This window comes from Blautia sp. ZXY-1-C6 (genome assembly GCF_056339875.1).
Window position 1 is genome coordinate 1 of the sequence record NZ_JBWJVQ010000218.1, and the last position, 20,034, is coordinate 20,034.

At 43.1% G+C, this 20,034-nt stretch carries 13 protein-coding genes and 5 pseudogenes; 6 read left to right on the forward strand and 12 right to left on the reverse strand.

The features are described from left to right. Nucleotides 1–8 precede the first annotated feature (8 nt). The 4 genes and pseudogenes from AC075J_RS13245 to AC075J_RS13260 all read right to left on the reverse strand — a co-directional run bounded on the left by AC075J_RS13245 (nt 9) and on the right by AC075J_RS13260 (nt 4,793). Nucleotides 9–1,100: a DUF6077 domain-containing protein gene (locus tag AC075J_RS13245; RefSeq protein ID WP_118613576.1), complete on the reverse strand. Its 1,092-nt coding sequence runs from the start codon at nt 1,098–1,100 to the stop codon at nt 9–11. Then, a complete protein-coding gene (locus AC075J_RS13250; protein ID WP_118613574.1) occupies nt 1,097–3,514 on the reverse strand; it encodes a xanthine dehydrogenase family protein molybdopterin-binding subunit in 2,418 nt (805 codons plus the stop codon). Before AC075J_RS13250 ends, AC075J_RS13245 begins: the two co-directional genes overlap by 4 nt. A gap of 2 nt (nt 3,515–3,516) precedes the next feature. Then, the gene (locus AC075J_RS13255; RefSeq protein ID WP_008703339.1) at nt 3,517–3,984 is read right to left on the reverse strand and encodes a (2Fe-2S)-binding protein; all 468 of its coding nucleotides are present in this window, start codon (nt 3,982–3,984) and stop codon (nt 3,517–3,519) included. After that, nucleotides 3,974–4,793: pseudogene (locus AC075J_RS13260) on the reverse strand (FAD binding domain-containing protein). The gene AC075J_RS13255 and the pseudogene AC075J_RS13260 overlap by 11 nt, the downstream one beginning before the upstream one ends. A 599-nt stretch (nt 4,794–5,392) precedes the next feature. Here AC075J_RS13260 and AC075J_RS13265 point away from each other — a divergent pair. After that, nucleotides 5,393–5,980 (forward strand): cytidylate kinase-like family protein, encoded by a 588-nt coding sequence (locus AC075J_RS13265; protein WP_476390406.1) that lies wholly within the window; start codon nt 5,393–5,395, stop codon nt 5,978–5,980. Between the two features lie 79 nt (nt 5,981–6,059). Here AC075J_RS13265 and AC075J_RS13270 read toward each other — a convergent pair whose 3' ends face one another. Beyond that, the gene (locus tag AC075J_RS13270; protein ID WP_055199516.1) at nt 6,060–7,160 is read right to left on the reverse strand and encodes a DUF362 domain-containing protein; all 1,101 of its coding nucleotides are present in this window, start codon (nt 7,158–7,160) and stop codon (nt 6,060–6,062) included. A 97-nt stretch (nt 7,161–7,257) separates the two neighbouring features. Continuing rightward, nucleotides 7,258–7,800, reverse strand: a complete 543-nt coding sequence (locus AC075J_RS13275) for a phosphatase PAP2 family protein (protein ID WP_008703344.1) — start codon at nt 7,798–7,800, stop codon at nt 7,258–7,260. Between the two features lie 477 nt (nt 7,801–8,277). Here AC075J_RS13275 and AC075J_RS13280 point away from each other — a divergent pair, with 477 nt between their 5' ends. Both AC075J_RS13280 and AC075J_RS13285 read left to right on the forward strand, forming a co-directional pair. Then, nucleotides 8,278–8,721, forward strand: a complete 444-nt coding sequence (locus AC075J_RS13280; protein ID WP_476390407.1) for an MATE family efflux transporter — start codon at nt 8,278–8,280, stop codon at nt 8,719–8,721. Beyond that, nucleotides 8,715–9,338, forward strand: coding sequence for an MATE family efflux transporter (locus AC075J_RS13285; RefSeq protein ID WP_476390408.1), 624 nt, complete (start codon nt 8,715–8,717; stop codon nt 9,336–9,338). Before AC075J_RS13280 ends, AC075J_RS13285 begins: the two co-directional genes overlap by 7 nt. Before the next feature lie 255 nt (nt 9,339–9,593). On the opposite strand, the gene AC075J_RS13290 is transcribed toward AC075J_RS13285, so the two are convergent. The 3 genes and pseudogenes from AC075J_RS13290 to AC075J_RS13300 form a co-directional block, all read right to left on the reverse strand. Further along, nucleotides 9,594–10,025: a DUF6465 family protein gene (locus AC075J_RS13290; RefSeq protein WP_022381044.1), complete on the reverse strand. Its 432-nt coding sequence runs from the start codon at nt 10,023–10,025 to the stop codon at nt 9,594–9,596. 93 nt (nt 10,026–10,118) lie between these two features. Beyond that, nucleotides 10,119–12,434 (reverse strand): annotated as a pseudogene (locus AC075J_RS13295) (ABC transporter permease). A gap of 436 nt (nt 12,435–12,870) precedes the next feature. Next, nucleotides 12,871–13,570, reverse strand: a pseudogene (locus AC075J_RS13300) (ABC transporter ATP-binding protein). Nucleotides 13,571–14,097: 527 nt separating this feature from the next. Between AC075J_RS13300 and AC075J_RS13305 the strand changes: the two are divergent. Beyond that, nucleotides 14,098–15,333, forward strand: coding sequence for an iron-containing alcohol dehydrogenase (locus AC075J_RS13305; protein ID WP_022381289.1), 1,236 nt, complete (start codon nt 14,098–14,100; stop codon nt 15,331–15,333). Between the two features lie 114 nt (nt 15,334–15,447). Then, nucleotides 15,448–16,828 (forward strand): annotated as a pseudogene (locus AC075J_RS13310) (aldehyde dehydrogenase). A 9-nt stretch (nt 16,829–16,837) separates the two neighbouring features. Here the strand turns inward: AC075J_RS13310 and AC075J_RS13315 are convergent. Then, a complete protein-coding gene (locus AC075J_RS13315) occupies nt 16,838–17,557 on the reverse strand; it encodes a GTP pyrophosphokinase (protein ID WP_026649578.1) in 720 nt (239 codons plus the stop codon). Between the two features lie 516 nt (nt 17,558–18,073). On the opposite strand from AC075J_RS13315, the gene AC075J_RS13320 reads away from it, so the two are divergent. Continuing rightward, nucleotides 18,074–18,742 carry a restriction endonuclease gene (locus tag AC075J_RS13320; protein WP_173720671.1) on the forward strand — a complete coding sequence of 223 codons (669 nt, stop codon included), beginning with the start codon at nt 18,074–18,076 and terminating at the stop codon, nt 18,740–18,742. 5 nt (nt 18,743–18,747) lie between these two features. Here the strand turns inward: AC075J_RS13320 and AC075J_RS13325 are convergent, their stop codons facing one another. Together AC075J_RS13325 and AC075J_RS13330 are read right to left on the reverse strand one after the other, a co-directional pair. Then, nucleotides 18,748–19,335 (reverse strand): DNA-3-methyladenine glycosylase I, encoded by a 588-nt coding sequence (locus AC075J_RS13325; RefSeq protein ID WP_476390409.1) that lies wholly within the window; start codon nt 19,333–19,335, stop codon nt 18,748–18,750. Nucleotides 19,336–19,431: 96 nt separating this feature from the next. Beyond that, nucleotides 19,432–20,034: pseudogene (locus AC075J_RS13330) on the reverse strand (type I restriction-modification enzyme R subunit C-terminal domain-containing protein); the annotation flags it as partial.

Sequence of the window (20,034 nt, forward strand, 5' to 3'; positions counted from 1 at the left end):
TTTCTGTATTATGATGCAGCCAGCGTCAGCAGACCAATTCTGCATGCAAAAAATACAGCTGCATATAATGCCGACGGAAGCATACACACTGCACAATATACCAGCCCTGAAAATCTCTTATTCATAACTGCCGCCGGAGCCATTCCCGCTGCGATCACGATAGGAAAGATGATAGCAGAACCGGAAAATGTCAGCGCACTGACCGCTGTGACAAACAATATGATCCAGACATTCCTGCTGTTTTTCTCCTGCAGATACCAGACGGCACACATGAGAACTGCAGGGATGGCAATGTTGGCAAGGATGGCTTTTCCCTCGTAGCTTCTGGTAAAGAAAAAAGTTCCGGAGGAATAAATCGTACCGCAAAACAGCTGTAAAACACAGACAAAGACAAGCATCAGATCTGCTTTCTTCCTGTTTCCGTCAAACAGTCTCTTACCGATCTGATAAATGATCAGATTGGCAGTCACTACATTCATACATGACATTACCTGCTTTGCCTGCACAATGGGATGGATTCCCAGAAGTCTGCACCACACTGCATTATGCATCGGATATGCGGAAAAAACATATCTGGCCTGAAATGCCTTCTGGATCGCTCCGTTAAAGGGATTATATCTGCCAAGAGTATCTGTGTATACAGAAGTACTCACTGTACCTACATAATACGCCGCATCTACTGTTGTATCCTCGTAAAAGATCACAATCAGACACTGCAGCAATACTACGGCACCTGCAAGGATAATCATCACAGAGTGATTTTTCCATATTTCAGAAATGCTTCCAAAAATCCCACTACATGTTTCCATTTGTCCGGCACGTATTCTCCGTTGTTTTTTTATTGTGCAGATCACAGCTGCGCAGATAACCAGAGCCATAATTCCTGCCCATATATAAGCCGCAGCTGTCAGAGATACCCATTTCAGTGTCATCGGTACGATCACCAGTTCAAACACTGCAAAGTAAACCAGATATCCCAGTATGAAAGTCAGGGAACAATCCCCTTTTACTTTCAATATCCGGACCAGAACAATGCCTGTTGCATAAAAAACTATAAACTCCAGGGCAAAACCTGCACAGGCAAGGCATAATTCTCTCATTCTTCCACCTTTGTCCCTGACCGGATGGATTCGCGGTTTTTCAAAATCTCCATGGCAATCTTCTCAGGAGTCATCGGAAGCTCTGTCAGACGCACACCTGTTGCATTATAAATTGCCTCAGCCAGTGCCGGACATGGAGTATCAATTACAAGCTCACCAATGGATTTGGCACCAAAAGGACCGCTCTTTTCGTAACTGCACTCGAAATCCACGCGGATATTTCCGATATCCTGTCTGGTTGGGATCTTATACTGCATAAAAGAGTTGTTGCGGATCTTACCTTTATCTGTATATTGTACATCTTCCCAGAGAGCCATGCCAATTCCCTGTGCAATACCGCCCTCCGTCTGTACACGTGCAAGATTCGGATTGATCGGTGTACCGCAGTCAACAACCGCCACATAATCCAGAACATCCACACTGCCTGTCTCTGTATCCACCTCTACTTCTGCCATACCTACCATAAACGGCGGCGGCGAGATCGGTGAAGAATGCTGTTTCACAACCTGAAGCTCGATATTGTTAAAGAAAGTGCTCTTTAATGCAATATCTTCCAATGAAACTTTCTTCTGGGCATTTTCAGAACTGATGGCATCCATATCAACACTATAGCCCTCTTCTGCATCTGTCATATGACCTGCTGCATTTCCCTCTGCCCCATCGCTTATCTCAAGTGTCTCATCATAGAATACACAGGAACCGTCAAAATCAACTTTTCTCTCATCTACTTCCATCATCTCTGCGCCAAGCTTACAGATTTTTTTCTTCAGCTCCTCACAGGCCTTCATAACCGCTACACCGGTGGTATAGGTTGTAGCGGAAGCATAGGAACCGGAATCATAAGGAGAAATATCCGTATCCACACTGAATACTACTATGTTATCCATAGGCGTATTCAGGCAGTCAGCCGCAATCTGCGCCATAACGGTATCACAGCCTGTTCCCATATCCGTACATCCAAGTGCCAGTGTATAAGAACCATCTTCATTCAGCTTAATATCTGCGCCGCCTACGTCAACTCCTGCAATAGAGGATCCCTGCATAGCCATGGCAACACCGACTCCGCGGACCTTGCCATTTCCCATATCCCTGCATGGATATTTGGAATCCCAGTCCATCATCTCTTTGGCGCGCGCCATACAGCGGTCCATGGAACAGCTCTGTGCATAAGGAACATCCGGATATCCCGGAAGAGGACCGCCCTCTACAGGCATATTCATTTCTTTTACCTTAACAGGATCCATTCCCATCTTATGTGCCAGCTCATTTACTGCAGATTCCACTGCAAAAATACCCTGGGTTGCACCATAACCACGATAGGCACCTGCAGCCTGCACATTTGTATAGACAACATCAAAAGCAAACCTGTAGGCTTCTGTATGTCTGTAAAGAGCGATTGATTTATGACCGCTGAGTCCTACTGTTGTAGAACTGTGTTCTCCGTATGCCCCAGTGTTGGACAAAGTATAAAGATCAATTGCCTTGATGATACCATTTTCATCTGCACCTGCGCGTACTGTGATCTCCATCTCATGGCGCGGTGAAGAGCAGATCATGGACTCATATCTGGAGAAGATCATCTTGGACGGGCGGCCTGTTTTCCAGGTCACGATCGCCGGATAGATCTCACTGACAGAGGTCTGCTTTGCACCAAAGCCGCCACCGATCCTTGGCTTGATCACACGTACTTTGGAAGCAGGAATGTCCAGTGCCCTTCCAACGATCCTTCGCACATGGAATGGGATCTGTGTTGAGGACAGAACGATCAGTCTGCCGAAATGATCCATATAGCAGGCTGTGCGGAAAGTCTCCATCATAGTCTGCTGGTTTGCTCTTGTATGATAAGTGCGCTCTACAGTATATTTACACTTTGCCAGAACTTCATCTACATTTCCATGTTCTTCCACTGCGGATGCACATAAGTTTCTTTTGTTGTCTCCGCCAAGAGGAATTTTCAGCTTCCAGTCATCCTCCGGATGGACCAGGATCGGATTATCTTTTGCCTTGTGGATATCCAGAACCGGTGTCTCCACGCGGTAATCTACGCGGATTCTCTTCAATGCTTTATCTACCGCCTCTTCTGTCTCACCCGCAACAATGGCAACTGCATCTCCCACAAAACGTACATGACGGTCAAGGATCAGTCTGTCATCCGGACTCATCTCCGGTGCAGTCTGGCCGGCAAGGGTAAAACGTTTCTGAGGCACATCTTTATAGGTAAGGATACATGCAATTCCGGCCACCTTCTCGGCAGTACCTGTTTTAATATCTTCCACCCAGGCGTTGGCGTGGGGACTTCTCAGTATCTTCACGATCAGGCAGTCCCTTGGTGCCAGATCATCTGTATAGACAGGCTTTCCGGTTACCAGTGACATTGCATCTGTTTTACGTACAGGTTGATTTACATATTTCATCTTTATGCTTCCTCCTGTGCTTTCTTATATTTCAGGAACTTCAGGATACTCCTTGTCTGGGAAACAAAACCGGAACATCTGCACAGATTTCCCGCAAGATATTCTTTGATCTGCTCCTCTGTGGGATCTTTGATCTCGTTGAGCATCGCAAATACATTCATGATAAATCCCGGATTGCAGAAACCGCACTGTTCCGCACCTTCATTCGCCAGAAAGCTTCCAAACTCCTGCGCTTCTCTCTGCATTCCTTCCAATGTAACGATTTTCTTTCCCTCAATGCGTGCTGCAAGTGTACTGCAGGAAAGCACCGGACGACCGTCCATAAGAACTGTGCAAAGACCACAGTTCGCAGTTTCGCAGCCTCTTTTCACGCTGAAACAGCCCTGTTTTCTTAAGAAATCGATCAGCAGTGTATCCGGGGAGATCTCTGCGTGGCGGTTCACTCCGTTAAGCCAGAAATTAATATTCATTTTTCATCCCTCCTACTGCTTCCCAGGCTCTTCTTGTCAATACTTTTACAAGAAGGGTTCTGTATTCCTTTGATCCCTCGCATATTGCCTGCAGTAGGAACGTTCTCTGCCGCATATTCTGCAAAGGCTTCGATCGCCTCTTCCTTCTGCTTTTTTGTCATGTTCCGGAAATTCTTCAGGATCTGCTTCTTATCTTCCACGATCATGGCACGTGCAGGTCTGGCACCTATCACAGTCCTTGCCTCATTTCCGATCACAGAAGCTGCACAGGTCAGCACCGGGAAATCTGTTTTTATGTTTCTCTGACTTAAGTAACAGGTAAGAAGTGGCTCTTTTCGCACGATGATATTTACAAGGATGTCATTGTCCTTCTTCATATTTACAAATTCAGTCAGTGGAATACGGCCTGCATCATATAATTCTACCCATGTATCCATTCCCAGGAACATGGTCAGAACATCTGAGAAACCATATCTTCCATAAATGCTTCCTCCCACAGTGGCACAGTTTCTGAACTGTACGCCTACAATGTGGCAAAGGCTTTCTTTCATAGCTCCATGTGTGTAGGTATTCAGAGCTTCATTTGTCTCCAGGTCATGAAGCGGAGTCATACATCCGATGACAAATTCGTCATCATTCTCCGAAATCGCATCCAGCCCCAGACCGGAAAGATCAATCGCTGTGGATATTGCTCTGTTGCCCATTTTCATCCAGACCATTCCCCCAAGAATACGGGCTGTTTTCTTCTGGTTCAGTTCATAAGCTTCCGCCAGACTGTTTACCTTTACATAGCTTTTGATTTTCAGCATTATGTATCGTAATCCCTTTCTTACATACTTTTCATATCTCTCGTAATATTTTGACTCGGATCTGTCGTCAGACAGCCAATTTAATATAATACCATAGCTTAAAGAAAAAATCTATAAATATCCTCTATTTCATAAATAAATTTTTGTTACTGTTCACTCCGTTCTCAGTAACGTAGCCAAAATTCATTCCAGATTGCCTGCGGCAATGGAATTTTGGCTTGTATGTCTCGGCAGTAATCCTGGTCAGGCGGACAATATCATCCGCTTTGCTGCTTGCTGTAAATATTACTCTAATTCTAGCATATGACAGCCAAAAGTGTCTATTGATAAAACTATCCAAAAAAACACTTTTCAAAATATTATCGGATTAACTGCATCATTTGTTTCATTGCGAATCGTTTTTGTGCACTGTACCTAAATATTTTCGTAATATATTTGGCTTTTTATATATTTTACTGGATTTTTTCAAGTATCAATGTTATAATGTTCACAAATAAAAGACTTATCACTGTTAATTGCAGATAACAGGTACAATTTGCGAATATCCGCCTGAATCTATATCGTTCAATAACAGAGATGTCATAAAGGAGGGTTTGATTATGAGTAAACGCGTGATTACAATAAACAGGATGCTCGGCAGTAATGGCCGCCTGATCGGTAAGGCTCTGGCAGAAGAGCTTGGATTTGCTTTTTATGACAAAGAGCTGATCGATATTGCAGCTCAGAAAGAGAATATTCCTTTTGATCTGCTTGCCAAGGTTGATGAGAAACGTGGCAGCCAGTGGCGTTTTCCCATTGACCATGAACTTCAGATGGACAGCGATTTTCACTTTGTTCCCATGAATGATGTGCTCTTTGATCTTCAGCGAAAGATTATTCTGGATGCTGCTGAGAAAGAAGATTGTGTGATCGTTGGCCGATGCGCCAATCACATCCTCGACAATAGATGCCTGAGCATATTTATCCATGCACCATTTGAGTATCGTGTACAGACTGTCATCGAGCGTACGGGACGGGAAGAAAAAAGTGCACAGAAGCTGGTTAAGAAAGTGGATAAAGAACGGCGTACTTATTATGAGTACTTTACAGATAAGAAATGGAAAGATATTTCCCAGTATCATCTGGCATTTGACAGCAGTAAATTTGAGCAGGATAAAATTATACAGATGATAAAGATGGCATTGTAAAATCAAACAGGGTTCCAGATTCAAAAGTCTTATCATGCAGGCACGAACGACTTTTTGAACCTGGGCCCCTGATATCATATTATTTATTTTCTCCCAGAATATACTGCTTCAGGAAATCATAAATCTGATTCTCTGTTGGAGGACATCCCTTTACGTTATGTTCAAATTTACAGGTGCATGCACCTACACCCAGTTTTCCTGTTTTTCCGCGGTATCCCTGGCCGATGCAGATTTTCGTGTCCAGTTTCTCGAAAAGGCCGTCATTTTTAAGCATTTCCAGAGCCGGGATGAGATAACCATAGCAGGCACTGCAGGATTCTACTTCTTCTACTGCATCCTGAAGTTCTACCACTTTTCTTGATTTCGGAAGTTCTTTGCGGGCATTTTCCTCACAGTATACGATGTGGGAATTTTTCAGATCAGTACTTCCAACCCCAAGCTTCTCTGCCAGTTCAATATACGGTACATCTTTCGTTGTATAATGCATGATCTGACATACATAAGAATCGATCAGTACCGGATCCGTCCCCGCCCAGATACGGTTCATCACTACCGGATTTCCGCCATCCTCGAAATCCAGATCCCCGCAAATGTTATCAACCACGACAAAATCCTGATGGAGCCCCGCATTCAGATGTGCAATCGGTTCATGCAGTCCCATCGCATGAAAATGACGCTTCTCTGTATTGGGGATCAATCCTTTCATATTTTTCAATGCACATGTGATCTTTGTCTGACAATGGCCTTTCAATACCGGAACATTGATCAGAAAATCAATATTTGCCGCACGTTCACAGACATTCAGTTTCATCCCCCTGCAATCTCTTTCAATCCCCTTGTCTTTCTGCATATCCCAAAAAGGCACCTGATATTTTTCCGTTAGTTCACGATATCCGCACACTTCGTATGCTTCTGTGGTCTTATCTCCCACCCAGGAGCCTTCCAGAATGGCAATATTTCCATATCCGTTTTCCTGCAGATACTCAATAATTCCCGCCACAATTTCCGGATGTGTGGTAGCTCCCCATGAAGCCTCGGAAGGTGATACAAGATTAGGCTTGATACCAATCTGCATCTTTTTATCTGAAATTACAGACGCCAGGCCGCACTGTGCCAGCAGTTCCTTTGTCATTTCTTTGTAATTGGTTCCGCTCTTTATATAGATTTCATTTTTGTTCATTACAAGATTATCCTTTACACTTTACATTCGAATATTTTTCTGCTGATTTTTGCATATCTTTTTTGTATTTCCCCCCGGAAGTTTTCTTCTGAACCGGTCAGCTTTTCTGAGGTGAAAATGTTCTCCGCATCAGCCTGCATGCCACTGTACTTGTGAGCAATGCCACCAGAAATCCTGCCAGAACATCCCCCGGATAATGTACGCCCAGATAGAGTCTGGAAAAAGCAATCATTCCGGCCAGAACAACAGGTAAAATCCCCCATTTCCCGGGCAGCATCCGCAGACAGACCAGTGCAACGGCAAAGGAAGCGCAGGTATGACCGGATGGAAATGAATAGTCTTTCGGTCTGGTGATCAGCGGAATGATCTGTGTATAAGTATCAAAAGGTCTTGGACGGGCTACTGCATTTTTTATCAGCAGATTTGTGATCAGAAACCCTGACAGCAGCGAGAGTGCCGCTGTCACTCCTGTTTTGCGTGTTTTCCCGAAACAGATCAGAAGCACACATAATACGATCCAGAACCATCCTCCGTTTCCGAGGAAGGTGACTGCTCTCCAGAACGGAGTCAGGGCATCCACCCTTAAATGTTCCTGGATCCACAGTAAAATATTCATATCTAATTGCTGTAATGTCGCCATAAACTTCTCCCATTATATTTTTTATCAGTCACAGTATGTATTCCTCTCAAAATACATACGAATTATATCAGTCCGACTTCTTTTGTGCAAGGTATTATAAGCAAAGTTGATTTGTTTAAGGATTCAAAAGTCAAAATAACGTAGAAATCAGTCAAAATACCGATAGCGTTTTTCTGCCGGAAGGGTTATGCTGAAAACAGACTAATAAAACTGCCTGATCAGGCAAATACTTATTACGGGGGTAAATATGATAAACACATTATCGGCCGGTAAGGATAATTTTTACCGGCAGATGCTTAAACTGACGATTCCGATCATTATCCAGAATCTGCTCAGCGCAGCGGTTAACTCCGCAGATGTAATTATGCTTAATTATGCGGGACAGTCTGCGATTTCTGCGGTGTCTCTGGCTGCCAATTACTTCCAATATCCTGTTTATGGTATATTATGGACTTGGCACAGGTGCCTCTCTTCTGTGTGCGCAGTATTTCGGAAAAAATTGATCTGCAGGCTATTCATGCGATCGAGGGAATTGCCCTCCGCTTTTCTATCATAATCTCGGGAATCGTAGCACTGATCGCATTTACCGCTCCTCAGCTTATGATGAAGATTTTTACTTCTGATCAGGAACTGATCTCTATCGGTTCTTCTTATCTGAGGATTATGGGAATTACATATCTCTGCTGGGGAATTACAGAGGTTTATCTGGCGATTTTGCGCAGCATCGGACGCGTAACGATCAGTATGGCATTGAATATGCTGGCTTTTATACTGAATATTATCCTGAATGCCACTTTTATCTTCGGGCTTTTCGGCGCACCGAAGCTGGGAGCTACAGGTGTTGCCATTGCAACTGCTGTTTCCAGACTGATCGAACTGGCAGCATGCGTGATTGTTTCTTTCCTTGAGCAAAGATGTTAGAATTGAACCTGACCTTTATGTTTATCCGCAGTAAGGTGCTGTTTGGCGACTTCATCCGGCTGTCACTTCCCGCTCTTGGAAATGACGTTTCCTGGAGTGTTGCTTTCTCCATGTACTCTGTAATCCTGGGACACCTCGGAACAGATGCCGTCGCAGCCAACTCTCTGGTTACGGTTGTCCGCAATATCGGTTCTGTGTTCTGCTTTGCAATTGCCAGTGCGGGAACGATTCTTCTTGGAAATGTTATGGGAAAAGGGGATCTGGAGAAATCGAAGGTGTATGCCTCCAGAATGCTGAAGATGACCATTATAGCCGGTGCCATTGGCGGTGTGATCGTATTTGCCATCACTCCTCTGGTTCTGAGATTTGCATCCTTAAGTGACGGCGCAATGCATTATCTGAAGTACATGCTGCTTATCAATACCTATTATATTATGGGTTCTGCGGTAAACACAGCCCTGATCGCCGGGGTATTCCGCGCAGGCGGTGATACAAAGTTCGGACTGATCTGCGATACCATTGATATGTGGGTATATGCGGTACCTGCTGGGATTTTTTGCGGCCTTTGTCCTGAAGCTTCCGGTATTGTGGGTCTACTTCCTGCTCTGTACAGATGAGTTTGTGAAATGGCCATGGGTATTCCATCATTACCGCCAGGGGAAATGGGCACAGAATATTACAAGGGAGGAATCTGTTTGAGCAGAAAGCTTCCTGAGATATCATCCATATCCGCCGCAGTGTGGTTCTATCATAAATAAGCAAAACAGCAGGTCTGTTCATTCTATGAACAATCCTGCTGTTTTTATGTCTGCAGATTTTCTTTCCGAATCCCTGCAGACATCCATTTTCGGTTTATAAAAAATGCTTACAGATTATAATGTATTCAGGTCGATTCTGTAATCGTCAGAGCCCTGTCCGTCTACTGTGTAGTAAGCGGCTTTCTGCTCAACATTTACATAAACGCTGATTTCTTTTCCTTCGATGCCTTTGTCTTTGATGTCTTTTTTGATTGCTTCCTCGATGGAGCTCATTGTAACTGCAAAACCAGGTAATTCGATAGTTGTTTCTGCGAATTTTTTGATGTCGATATTTTTAGCCACTTCTTTCACTGCCTTCTTTACAGTTTCTTTTGCTTCTTCTACAACCGGAGCCTTCGCAATATCGGCTGCAGCGTCTTTTGCTTCTTCAATTACTGCTGAAGCCTTTACAGTTGTTTTCTCAACTGTCTCTTTGACTGCTTCTGTAGCCTTTGTTGTTGCTTCTTTAATAGTTTCCTTTGCTCTTGAAGTTGTTCTTTTTCTCATAATAATCTCCTATTCCAACTGATTGGTCTAACAGTTTCCTGTGTAACCGTATCACAAATTCCAGATAATGTCAAATTTTTATCAAATTTTGTCCTACTCAACATTTTTTAAGGCTTCATCCATAGGAACATTCTTCACTCTCCGAAATTCCAGCAAGGCCACGATTCCGTATGTAATGATTCCTGCTGCAAACATCTGCACATAGATCATCGGGTCGATCCAGAGCGTAATCCAGCCGGAAATGCTTGACAGCATCATCTCCCTGAACAGAACCTTCATAACCGCTGTTTCTATTGGAAGACTGACAAGCAGACAGAACACTACTACCATTGAAGTAGACAGAATGTACAGCCTGCTGATCTCGCCATTTTGTATAGCCCAGGATTTTTACCATTGAAATAGACTAGTTTTTTCGATAATGATCTTGGAAAGAAGATAGATCAGTATCATATTAGATCACAATAGCAAATCCATTTACCATTCCCATCATACTTCCCATAGACACATCCAACTGTCTGGAAATCTTGGTCAGTGCATCCAGGTCCACCACTGACCCATGTATTTGTCTTTGATATCTGTAATCCTGGTATCAGAAAAATAGCCGCTGTAATAATCTTCTCCCAAATCAAAGGTTTCGTTCAGCTGAGTTCTGGTCATAAATACACACAGGCCTGCCGTATAATCATAAATTCCTGTTACCTTAAAAGAATACTGTTCCTTTTCATACTTTTCCTTCAGGGTAATGGTATCTCCGGGATGAATCCCATATTTGTCCGCATAAGCACTGGAAATATAGATTCCTTTATCAAGATCAGCCTTTACATATCTGCTGTCCGGCTCGATTCCATACAAAAGAACCTCCTCGCTCTTATACTTTCCGGGAAGAGTATTTAAAGAATATGCTGAAAACTCTTCTGCATCTTCATTCTTTGTTTCCGCAGACATATAGAATTCCAGTATAGAAAACAGACTGTCAAATTTGTTTCCACTGGCTGCACTTACCGGAACCTGAAGCATATACTGGTATTTTGCCAGCATATTATTCTGGATTTCCACCTGATAATGAGATAAGGCCGAAGGAAGAAGTAATCCAAACATCAACAGCAGGTTGGCAAAGATAATCCCGATAAACAGTACCAGGTAATTGCTCATATTCTGAAAGATCACGCGAAGACGAAATCTGGAAAAGATTTTTATAACAGGGCTTAAATAAATTGCTTTTTTCTTCTTTCTGCCTGAAAGATCCCTGCGCAGGAATTTCAGCGGGGAAAGACGCAATTTGTATCGGAGAATTCCATAATTCATCACCAGCATAATGATCACCGGAACTACTGTTGTAAGCAGAAAAGCTTCTGCGCTCCATACGGTCACATAGCTAGGCAGGCTATAGCTGCCATAATACATTCCTGCACATACATTCTTAAACACTGTATATCCCAGAATATTTCCCACCAGTGCTCCTACCAGTGTAACAAGGACAGGCAATGCCATATAATGCCGGATCAATTCTCTCCTGGTATAGCCGGAAGCTCTGAGCGTGCCGATAACCCCTGCTTCCCTGCGAATCGTATTACTGATAGTAATTCCGAATACAAAAGCCATAATGACAATTACAATGTATAGCAATATGATCATCATAGCCTTGTCACTTCCCATATCGTCCCCGGTAAAGGTAATGGCCTGATTCAGATATCTGGGTACAAAAGCTTCCAGGGTAACAATTTCCCCTATATTTTCCATCAATTCTTCTGAAACTTCCTTTTCCTCTTTTTCTGTTTTGGGCTGTTTGTCATAGATCCAGGAATAATTGTACTGGAGCTTATCCTGATCCAGAGTATCAAACTCCTCCGGTGTTACTACAGAAACTCCGAATTTCACAGAATCAAACATGGAATCATTATTATTCTGAAAAAGACAGCTGTAATCAGACAGTGCCACAAGCCCTGTAACCTTCCAGGTCTGCTTACCTCTCTGGCTCTTCAAGGTGTCTCCCACCTTCAGTTCATTATTGTCTGCATACATGCGGTCAATGGCAATTTCCCCTGTTGCTTTTGGAAGTTCTCCCTTCATCAGGCATACTCCATTGATTTCTGTCCTGTTTTTGAAAAAGCGCATGGTACTTCCATTATCCAAAGGCTCTTCAATATAGAAATTTTCATACAGCTTTATTCCCAGATTCTGGATTTCTTCTTTCTGGCTTTTATATATCTGTTGATTGGTACGGAAATTTCCGTTTTCTATATTGTATTTTTCAAATCCATCATTATAAGCAACAATCATACTTCCGTCTGCCACCAGAAATCCGGAAACCATTCCTATGGTCAATACCATCAGAATAAAGACCACCAGATATTTTCCCAGTTCCCCCTTCAGTTCTCTGGGCAGACGTTTGCGTAAAGGATTTTTCATAAATAACTCCTTTCCTTTGTCATAGGCAAAAACCCACTGCCTTTAGGCGGTGGGAGGAGCCTTGTAAATTATTATCCAATATGCTACAATAACCGTAGCAGTTTTTAAAGAGAAAACCGTTAGATGTGCTGCTCATCAAAGACACTCTTTTGTGCATTGACAAGATATGAGGTTGCAATACAAAACTCGCGTATTGCGTAAAATCTTACCCGTAAAAGAATGTTTGCTGTATAGCATGGGAAGTTTAGTACCTGATACAGTTACAGATGAGTATATCTTGTCTGTAAAGGGCGCTGTCAACCACCCTATGATGTAGCGTCACTTTAGGTAGCAATACCTATTGGGGATAAAAGGTCGGAGGCGTAAGCCGTTACTACGACTGGGCAGTTACAAGCCCATTACCTTTTAGGTGATGAGTAGTTGACCATATGCCTCCTTACCAGTCCAACTCTGCTGCCGGAATCTTATGTTCATTCATATAATTTTTCCGGATCATCCCATCGCGATGTTTCACCACCCGGTCAGCCATATCCTTGATGGCATCGTTATGCGTTACCATGACGATGGTGTTTCCGTATTTCTGGTTTACCGTCTCGATCAGCTTCAGGATTTCCTTGGAGGTATTATAATCCAGGGCTCCTGTAGGCTCATCGCAGAGAAGAATGTCCGGATTCTTCACAATGGCACGGCCGATAGCAGTCCTCTGCTGCTGACCGCCGGAAAGCTGATTGGGAAGCTTTCTCTGATGTTCATAGATTCCCAGCGTATGGAGCAGTTCATCTACATCCAGCGGCTTATCACTGAGATAGGCTCCCACCTCTATATTCTCCCGCACTGTAAGATTTGGGATCAGATTATACATCTGAAAAATATATCCCAGATGCTTACGTCTGTACAGAGACAGCTTCTTCTCCGACATATCCGCCAGACGCTCTCCGTCTATGACCAGATTTCCCTCATCTGCACTGTCAATCCCACCGATAATATTCAGAAGCGTGGACTTACCGGAACCGGACGGCCCCAGAAGCACACAAAACTCCCCTCTCTCAATGTCAGAGATCCAGTCCCTTCAGCACATCCACCCGGCTGTCCCCTGCACCAAAAGACTTCTTAATACCCTGTATCTGCAGAAACATTTTTTTCATTCCTCCCTCATACCCACTTACTATGGAGCAAATTTCTTTCATATAGCACTGCTGTTTCATAGCAGTGTTATACTTCGCTAACTTTAGGTTAGTATAAACTTACTCCATTGTCAACTGATTTTCGTAGTTTCGTAAAATTTTATGGATATAAATGTTACTGTTCACTCCGTTCACAGTAACGTAGCCAAAATTCATTCCAGATTGCCTGCGGCAATGGAATTTTGGCTTGTATGTCTCGGGATTTTGGCATATTCATGCCAAAACACCTCGCGGGATAGTGGTGTGTGAACAGTAACATATAAATTACAACATTTCGCAACAACATTTGAATACCCAGTTTTTCCACAAATCTGTTAGAATTAAGTACACCATTACTGTTCATATGCCCTGTCCTGTTTATAGTTTTGAATATCAAAATATATTGACTTTTCTTTTTTACCTTGTTATATTTTTTTCTGAAGTAACTGCTGTCCGGCAGTCTGCAAAACAGCAGGCTGCCCCCAGGAAAGGAATTACCCATGAACACTCTCAGAAAAATATATTGCAGGGCTTTTCAGAAAGCTTTTCACATTGCAATTCCCTTTTTACCTTACAGAAAACCCAAAATCGCAGGAAGCATCAAAGAACTCCCTGAAATCATCATGCGCCATAAATGCACTCATGTACTGATCATTACAGATGGCGGTATCATGAAGCTTGGACTTACCAGAAGACTGGAAAAAGCTTTAAAGGAGGCCGGTATCCCCTATACCATTTATGACAAAACAGTTGCCAACCCTACTACTGTCAATGTCTGCGAGGCGTTGGAGCTTTACCATAAAGAAGGCTGTGATGCCATCATCGGTTTCGGTGGCGGTTCCAGCATGGACTGTGCCAAGGCAGTCGGTGCCTGTGCGGTCAAACCCAATCAGTCTCTGGCTCAGATGAAGGGAATCCTGAAGGTGCATAAGAAGCTTCCCCTTCTCATGGCAGTTCCAACCACTGCCGGAACAGGAAGTGAGACCACTCTCGCCGCTGTGATCACAGATGCAGACACCAGATATAAATACGCAATCAACGATTTCCCGCTGATTCCCCGCTATGCAGTGCTGGATCCCAAGGTTACCTTAAGCCTGCCCCCATTTATCACCGCAACTACAGGTATGGATGCCCTGACTCACGCAGTGGAAGCATATATCGGCAATTCCACCACCATTGATACACGCAGGGATGCATTAAAAGCGGTAAAACTGATTTTTGAAAATATAGACATTGCCTATGAGCATGGCGATAATATTCAGGCAAGACGAAATATGCTCCACGCCTCCTTCTATGCAGGCTGTGCTTTTACCAAATCCTATGTAGGATATGTTCATGCAGTGGCTCATTCCCTGGGCGGACAGTACAACGTTCCCCATGGACTTGCCAATGCCATTCTGCTGCCGCTGGTACTTCGGGAATATGGCTCCTGCATTGACAAAAAGCTCCACAGACTTGCCATTGCAGCAGGACTTGCAGACAAAAATACGCCGGACCATGAAGCAGCAGAGCTTTTTATCCGGGCAATTGAAGAGATGAAAGAGCGATTTGGAATCGTAAATATTGTAAAAGAAATTCAGGAAACAGATATCCCCAAGCTTGCCCATTATGCAGATAAAGAGGCCAATCCTCTGTATCCTGTGCCGAGGCTTATGGATGCCTCCGAACTGGAGAAATTTTATTACATGCTGATGTCTCTGACTTCCAAGGAAAATACCTCAGAAGCTGAGAAGTAACTGTTAATATTCTTCTATCCTGCAAAGCGTTTTTTATAAAAATATCAAAATACAGGAACCTGCAGACTCTCAATAGTTACCTGATATCTATATTATATAAGGAAATAATGTATTATGACAGAAACAGAAATTAAAGAAATCGTTCAGAAACAACGCAGCTATTTTTACACAGGTGCCACTTTACCGGTAGAAAAAAGGCTGGATGCCTTAAAAAAATTAAAGACCTGTATTCAGAAATATGAACCACTGATCAACGAAGCACTGAAACGTGACCTTGGAAAAAGTAACTTTGAATCCTATATGTGTGAAGTGGGACTTGTGCTCTCAGAACTCAGCTACATGATCCGCCATACACCTTCCTATGCAAAAGAAAAAACAGTACTGACTCCCCTTGCCCAGTTCGCTTCCAGAAGCTATAAGAAGCCATCTCCTTATGGTGTTGTCCTGGTTATGAGCCCATGGAATTATCCTTTCCTGCTCACCATTGATCCGCTGATCGATGCGATTGCAGCCGGAAATACAGTTGTACTGAAACCAAGTGCCTACTCTCCTCACACCAGCCGGGTGATTGAAACCATTATCACCGAATGTTTTGATCCCCGGTATGTGGCTGTGGTAAACGGCGGACGTGCGGAAAATAACACTCTTCTCAATGAACATTTTGACTATATTTTCTTTACAGGAAGCCAGCATGTTGGCAGGGAAGTAATGGCAAAAGCATCTGTACATCTGACCCCGGTTACCCTGGAGCTGGGCGGTAAAAGCCCCTGCATTGTAGAGAAAAGTGCCAACCTGAAACTTGCAGCCAGAAGAATTGTATTTGGAAAATATCTCAACTGTGGTCAGACCTGTGTAGCACCTGATTATATTTACTGCGACAGAGAAATCAAGGATGAACTGATCCGACAGATCCAGAAACAGATCAGGAAACAGTTTGGTTCCACACCGCTGAATAATAAGAATTATGGGAAAATTATTAATGAAAAGCACTTTACTCGTATCTGCAATCTGATTGATCCCAGCAAGGTAGTCTGCGGCGGTGACAACAATCCGGGAGCTCTTCAGATTGCTCCTACTGTTATGGATAATGTAACCTTCGGGGATGCAGTAATGCAGGAGGAAATCTTCGGTCCTGTGCTTCCTGTGCTGACCTATGATTCCCTGAATGAGGCCATCGAAAAGGTCAACTCCATGGCACATCCTCTGGCACTATATATCTTCACCTCCGACAAAGAAGCTGCGGAAAAAGTTACTTCCCGCTGTGGATTCGGAGGCGGAATGTGTCAATGACACCATCATCCACCTGGCAACCAGTGAGATGGGATTTGGCGGCTTTGGTGAAAGCGGAATGGGTTCCTACCATGGCAAAGACGGTTTTCATACCTTCTCCCACTATAAGAGTATTGTAGACAAAAAAACATGGCTGGATCTGCCAATGAGATACCAGCCATATAGAAAAATTTATGAAAAATTATTGAGGAAGTTCCTGAAATAAGGAACTTTCTCAGGATTGATTCCCCTTATCAGCTCTGCTGACCAGTTGATTACGAATTTCCTGCATCCGGTTATCCAACTGAGCACTCTGGGCGGCACACGCCAGAAGCTCCTCCTGCAATTGCTGTGCCTGATCTGCCGGGATATCTTTTTTATAGCGAAGCTTATGTTCCAGACTTGCCCAGAAATCCATGGCAATAGTTCGAAACTGGACTTCCACATTTACCATTTTTTTGTTTTTCTGCAGAAAGATAGGCACCTGCACGATCAGATGCAGGCTTCTGTAACCACTGGGTTTTGGATTTTTTATATAATCTTTTTTCTCGATCAGTACAATATCATCCTGACGCAGAAAGCTGTCTGCCAGCTCATAGATATCCTCCGGAAAAGAACAGATTACCCGGACACCTGCGATATCCTTGATATTTTCTTCTATAGCAGTTAAAGACATGGGAATGTTTTTTCTGCGTATTTTCCGCACAATGCTGTCATAAGATTTAATTCTGGTTTTAATACCCTCGATAGGATTTTTATCATATTCCAGGGAATACTCCTGATTCAGCACTCTGAATTTTGTCTCAATCTCCATGACAGCACACTGATAGTAAGACATCAGCAGATCAAAGGGCCTTTTATTTTTCTGGATCATTTCCAGAAATTCTTCAGACAGCAGACTCCTGCGGATCAGCTCGTCCTTTCTGGCTTCTATACGGTTTTTTCGTTCCGACATAATTTCTTCAAAATTTTTCAAATGTTCATCCCCCTCTTACGGTTTTGTATAATTACTATAGCAATCCTCGTAAATAGTGCATTTAATAGGCTCGCTATAAACTGTCCACTTTTTTCAGCAGCAATAAATCAAAGACTATTATAACACAATTCCCGCAAAGAGTAACCATTCTCGTTACTGTTTATTCCATTCTCGGTAACGTCTCAGTAACGCAACCAGTAAACCAGTCCAGTAAACCAGCCAGTAAACAATAACCCCTTCTTCTTTTCTTCGCAAAACACTTGTTCTTTATCATCAAACATGGTATTCTTATTTTGCTGCAGACTGTTATCGTAATTCAGAAAAATACCGTAACACCAGCCATTTCATTACTTACAGTATTTTCCTGAATTTCTATAAATGGTATGTTGCAGATATAATATATTGCAAATATGCACTACATCTATAGCAATCCTCTTAAATGTATCATTTACGAGGACTGCTATACAATTTTATATAATACAGGAGATTCAACACATGGATGGATATGAATTTGAATATCAATGTGCAAAGATACTAAAGCGAAAACATTTTTCTAAAATAAAAGTAACCCAAAGCTCCGGAGATCAGGGAATCGATATCATTGCTTTCAAACATCGAAAAAAATACGGGATACAATGTAAATATTACACCCATCCCGTTGGAAATAAAGCCGTTCAGGAAGCCTATGCAGGTGCAAACTTCTATGACTGCGATAAAGCTGTTGTAATGACAAACATAACCTTTACAAAGTCAGCAACCCAGCTTGCACAGAAACTGGATGTTGAACTATGGCCCAACTGCCCTGTTACACCTTTTTACAGTTTACCGTTTAAGATCATGAGTTCATTAAATGCAGTGCTTTTTCTTTACGCAGTGCTCGCATTTCTCTCCCTGAAACCTGAATTTGATTTTATTCATCTTCCCTTTGTTCCTGATACCCTGACGCTGGTCATCATTCTTACAGCTTCTATTTTCGGTATCTTCGGCTGGAGTTTTTTTCTGTGTAATCTCATTGCTGCAGGCGCATACCTTTATCTTGCATTTCATACACTCATTCTGCCGACATATGCAGAAACAGGCAGCTGCACAAATATACACATGCTTTCCCTGCTTCCGGCAGGCGTATATCTGCTTCATGCAGGATGGATAAAAATCAGGAAATAACAGTCTTATGAATAACTATTATAATGCTCAGCTTCCTGATTTGCCAAAAAGCAGCCCTGCTCATGAGAGAGAGAGAGACTCCTGACTGCCTGTAAATAGGCATAGATAACCGTTGTTCCCACGAACTTCATGCCGCGTTTTTTCAAATCTTTTGATATACAGTCAGACAGTTCTGAACTTGTCCGGCCGGTTTCACAGACTACTTTGCCATCTGTCCAATGCCAGATATAGTCCGAAAAGCTGCCGTACTCCTTCTGAATTTCCAGGAATGCCCATGCATTGGTAACGGCAGCCTGTATTTTCAGGCGGTTTCGTATGATGCCGGGATTACTCCGCAGTGCTTCCAGCTTGTCCTCAGTGTAAGCGCTGACTTTCTTCGGATCAAAATTGTCAAAAGCCACGCGAAAGGCATCTCGCTTGTTCAGAACACATTCCCAGGACAGGCCCGCCTGAAAGCACTCCAATATCAGCATTTCAAAGAGCTTCCGGTCATCATGCACCGGAATGCCCCACTCCTCATCGTGATAACGAATGTAACGCTCATTTCTCGGATTTGCCCAGCGGCATCGTATCTTGCCATCTGCCCACTTCATTCATATTCCGCCTTTCCAAAGTTTATTTTGCCACAATATTGAATATCCAAGCTTTATCTCGTCGACAAGCACTTTCGTTCTGATCTACTGACAAATTTACGCAGCAATGGCATTGGCATTAACCTGCTCTATGGTTTTTCTGATCCCCAGCCATACATTTAAGTCTGTAAATATGTCCACAATACTGCCCTGGTCCGTAAAAGGTGATTCCTGAAGAACCGAGAGATCCTTCAGCAGCCCATTATGTACAATATATTCCACAATCTGATTCACAAAATAAATCTGTCTGCTGTCCAGGCAGGCATCATCCAGATATTGTGCAAAGGCAGCCTTAGCAGCATTCACTAGCGTCAAGCCCTGACAATCGCACGCACAAATTCTCCAAGCGGTTTCTGTCCGTATTCTGCCTCATAATCCTGTTTGGTTCCCACTTCACTCCACAGAATTTTTTCCAGCGTTCTCATGTCATTATTGTCTAAAGGAATATTGGTTTTTAGCTTCGCTATCACTGCATTGTCCTGATGTTGACGCATACAATATTTTCTTTCTCTGCTTTTGCCTTATAATTTTTCAGATCATCATTTTCCAGTTCTGAATCCTTCCACTCCATGTTGAGAATCTCATCATCAAAGTTTGTGTCATAGATCATTCTGTCGGCATCCGGAAATATATTTCATCAGATCGCGGAGATTTTCTCTG

Bases quoted from the DNA above. Each gene is read 5' to 3' on its own strand.
- AC075J_RS13245 (WP_118613576.1), bottom strand. From the start codon at position 1,100: ATGAGAGAATTATGCCTTGCCTGTGCAGGTTTTGCCCTGGAGTTTATA.
- AC075J_RS13250 (WP_118613574.1), bottom strand. From the start codon at position 3,514: ATGAAATATGTAAATCAACCTGTACGTAAAACAGATGCAATGTCACTG.
- AC075J_RS13255 (WP_008703339.1), bottom strand. From the start codon at position 3,984: ATGAATATTAATTTCTGGCTTAACGGAGTGAACCGCCACGCAGAGATC.
- AC075J_RS13265 (WP_476390406.1), top strand. From the start codon at position 5,393: ATGAGTAAACGCGTGATTACAATAAACAGGATGCTCGGCAGTAATGGC.
- AC075J_RS13270 (WP_055199516.1), bottom strand. From the start codon at position 7,160: ATGAACAAAAATGAAATCTATATAAAGAGCGGAACCAATTACAAAGAA.
- AC075J_RS13275 (WP_008703344.1), bottom strand. From the start codon at position 7,800: ATGGCGACATTACAGCAATTAGATATGAATATTTTACTGTGGATCCAG.
- AC075J_RS13285 (WP_476390408.1), top strand. From the start codon at position 8,715: ATGTTAGAATTGAACCTGACCTTTATGTTTATCCGCAGTAAGGTGCTG.
- AC075J_RS13290 (WP_022381044.1), bottom strand. From the start codon at position 10,025: ATGAGAAAAAGAACAACTTCAAGAGCAAAGGAAACTATTAAAGAAGCA.
- AC075J_RS13305 (WP_022381289.1), top strand. From the start codon at position 14,098: ATGAACACTCTCAGAAAAATATATTGCAGGGCTTTTCAGAAAGCTTTT.
- AC075J_RS13315 (WP_026649578.1), bottom strand. From the start codon at position 17,557: ATGTCGGAACGAAAAAACCGTATAGAAGCCAGAAAGGACGAGCTGATC.
- AC075J_RS13320 (WP_173720671.1), top strand. From the start codon at position 18,074: ATGGATGGATATGAATTTGAATATCAATGTGCAAAGATACTAAAGCGA.
- AC075J_RS13325 (WP_476390409.1), bottom strand. From the start codon at position 19,335: ATGAAGTGGGCAGATGGCAAGATACGATGCCGCTGGGCAAATCCGAGA.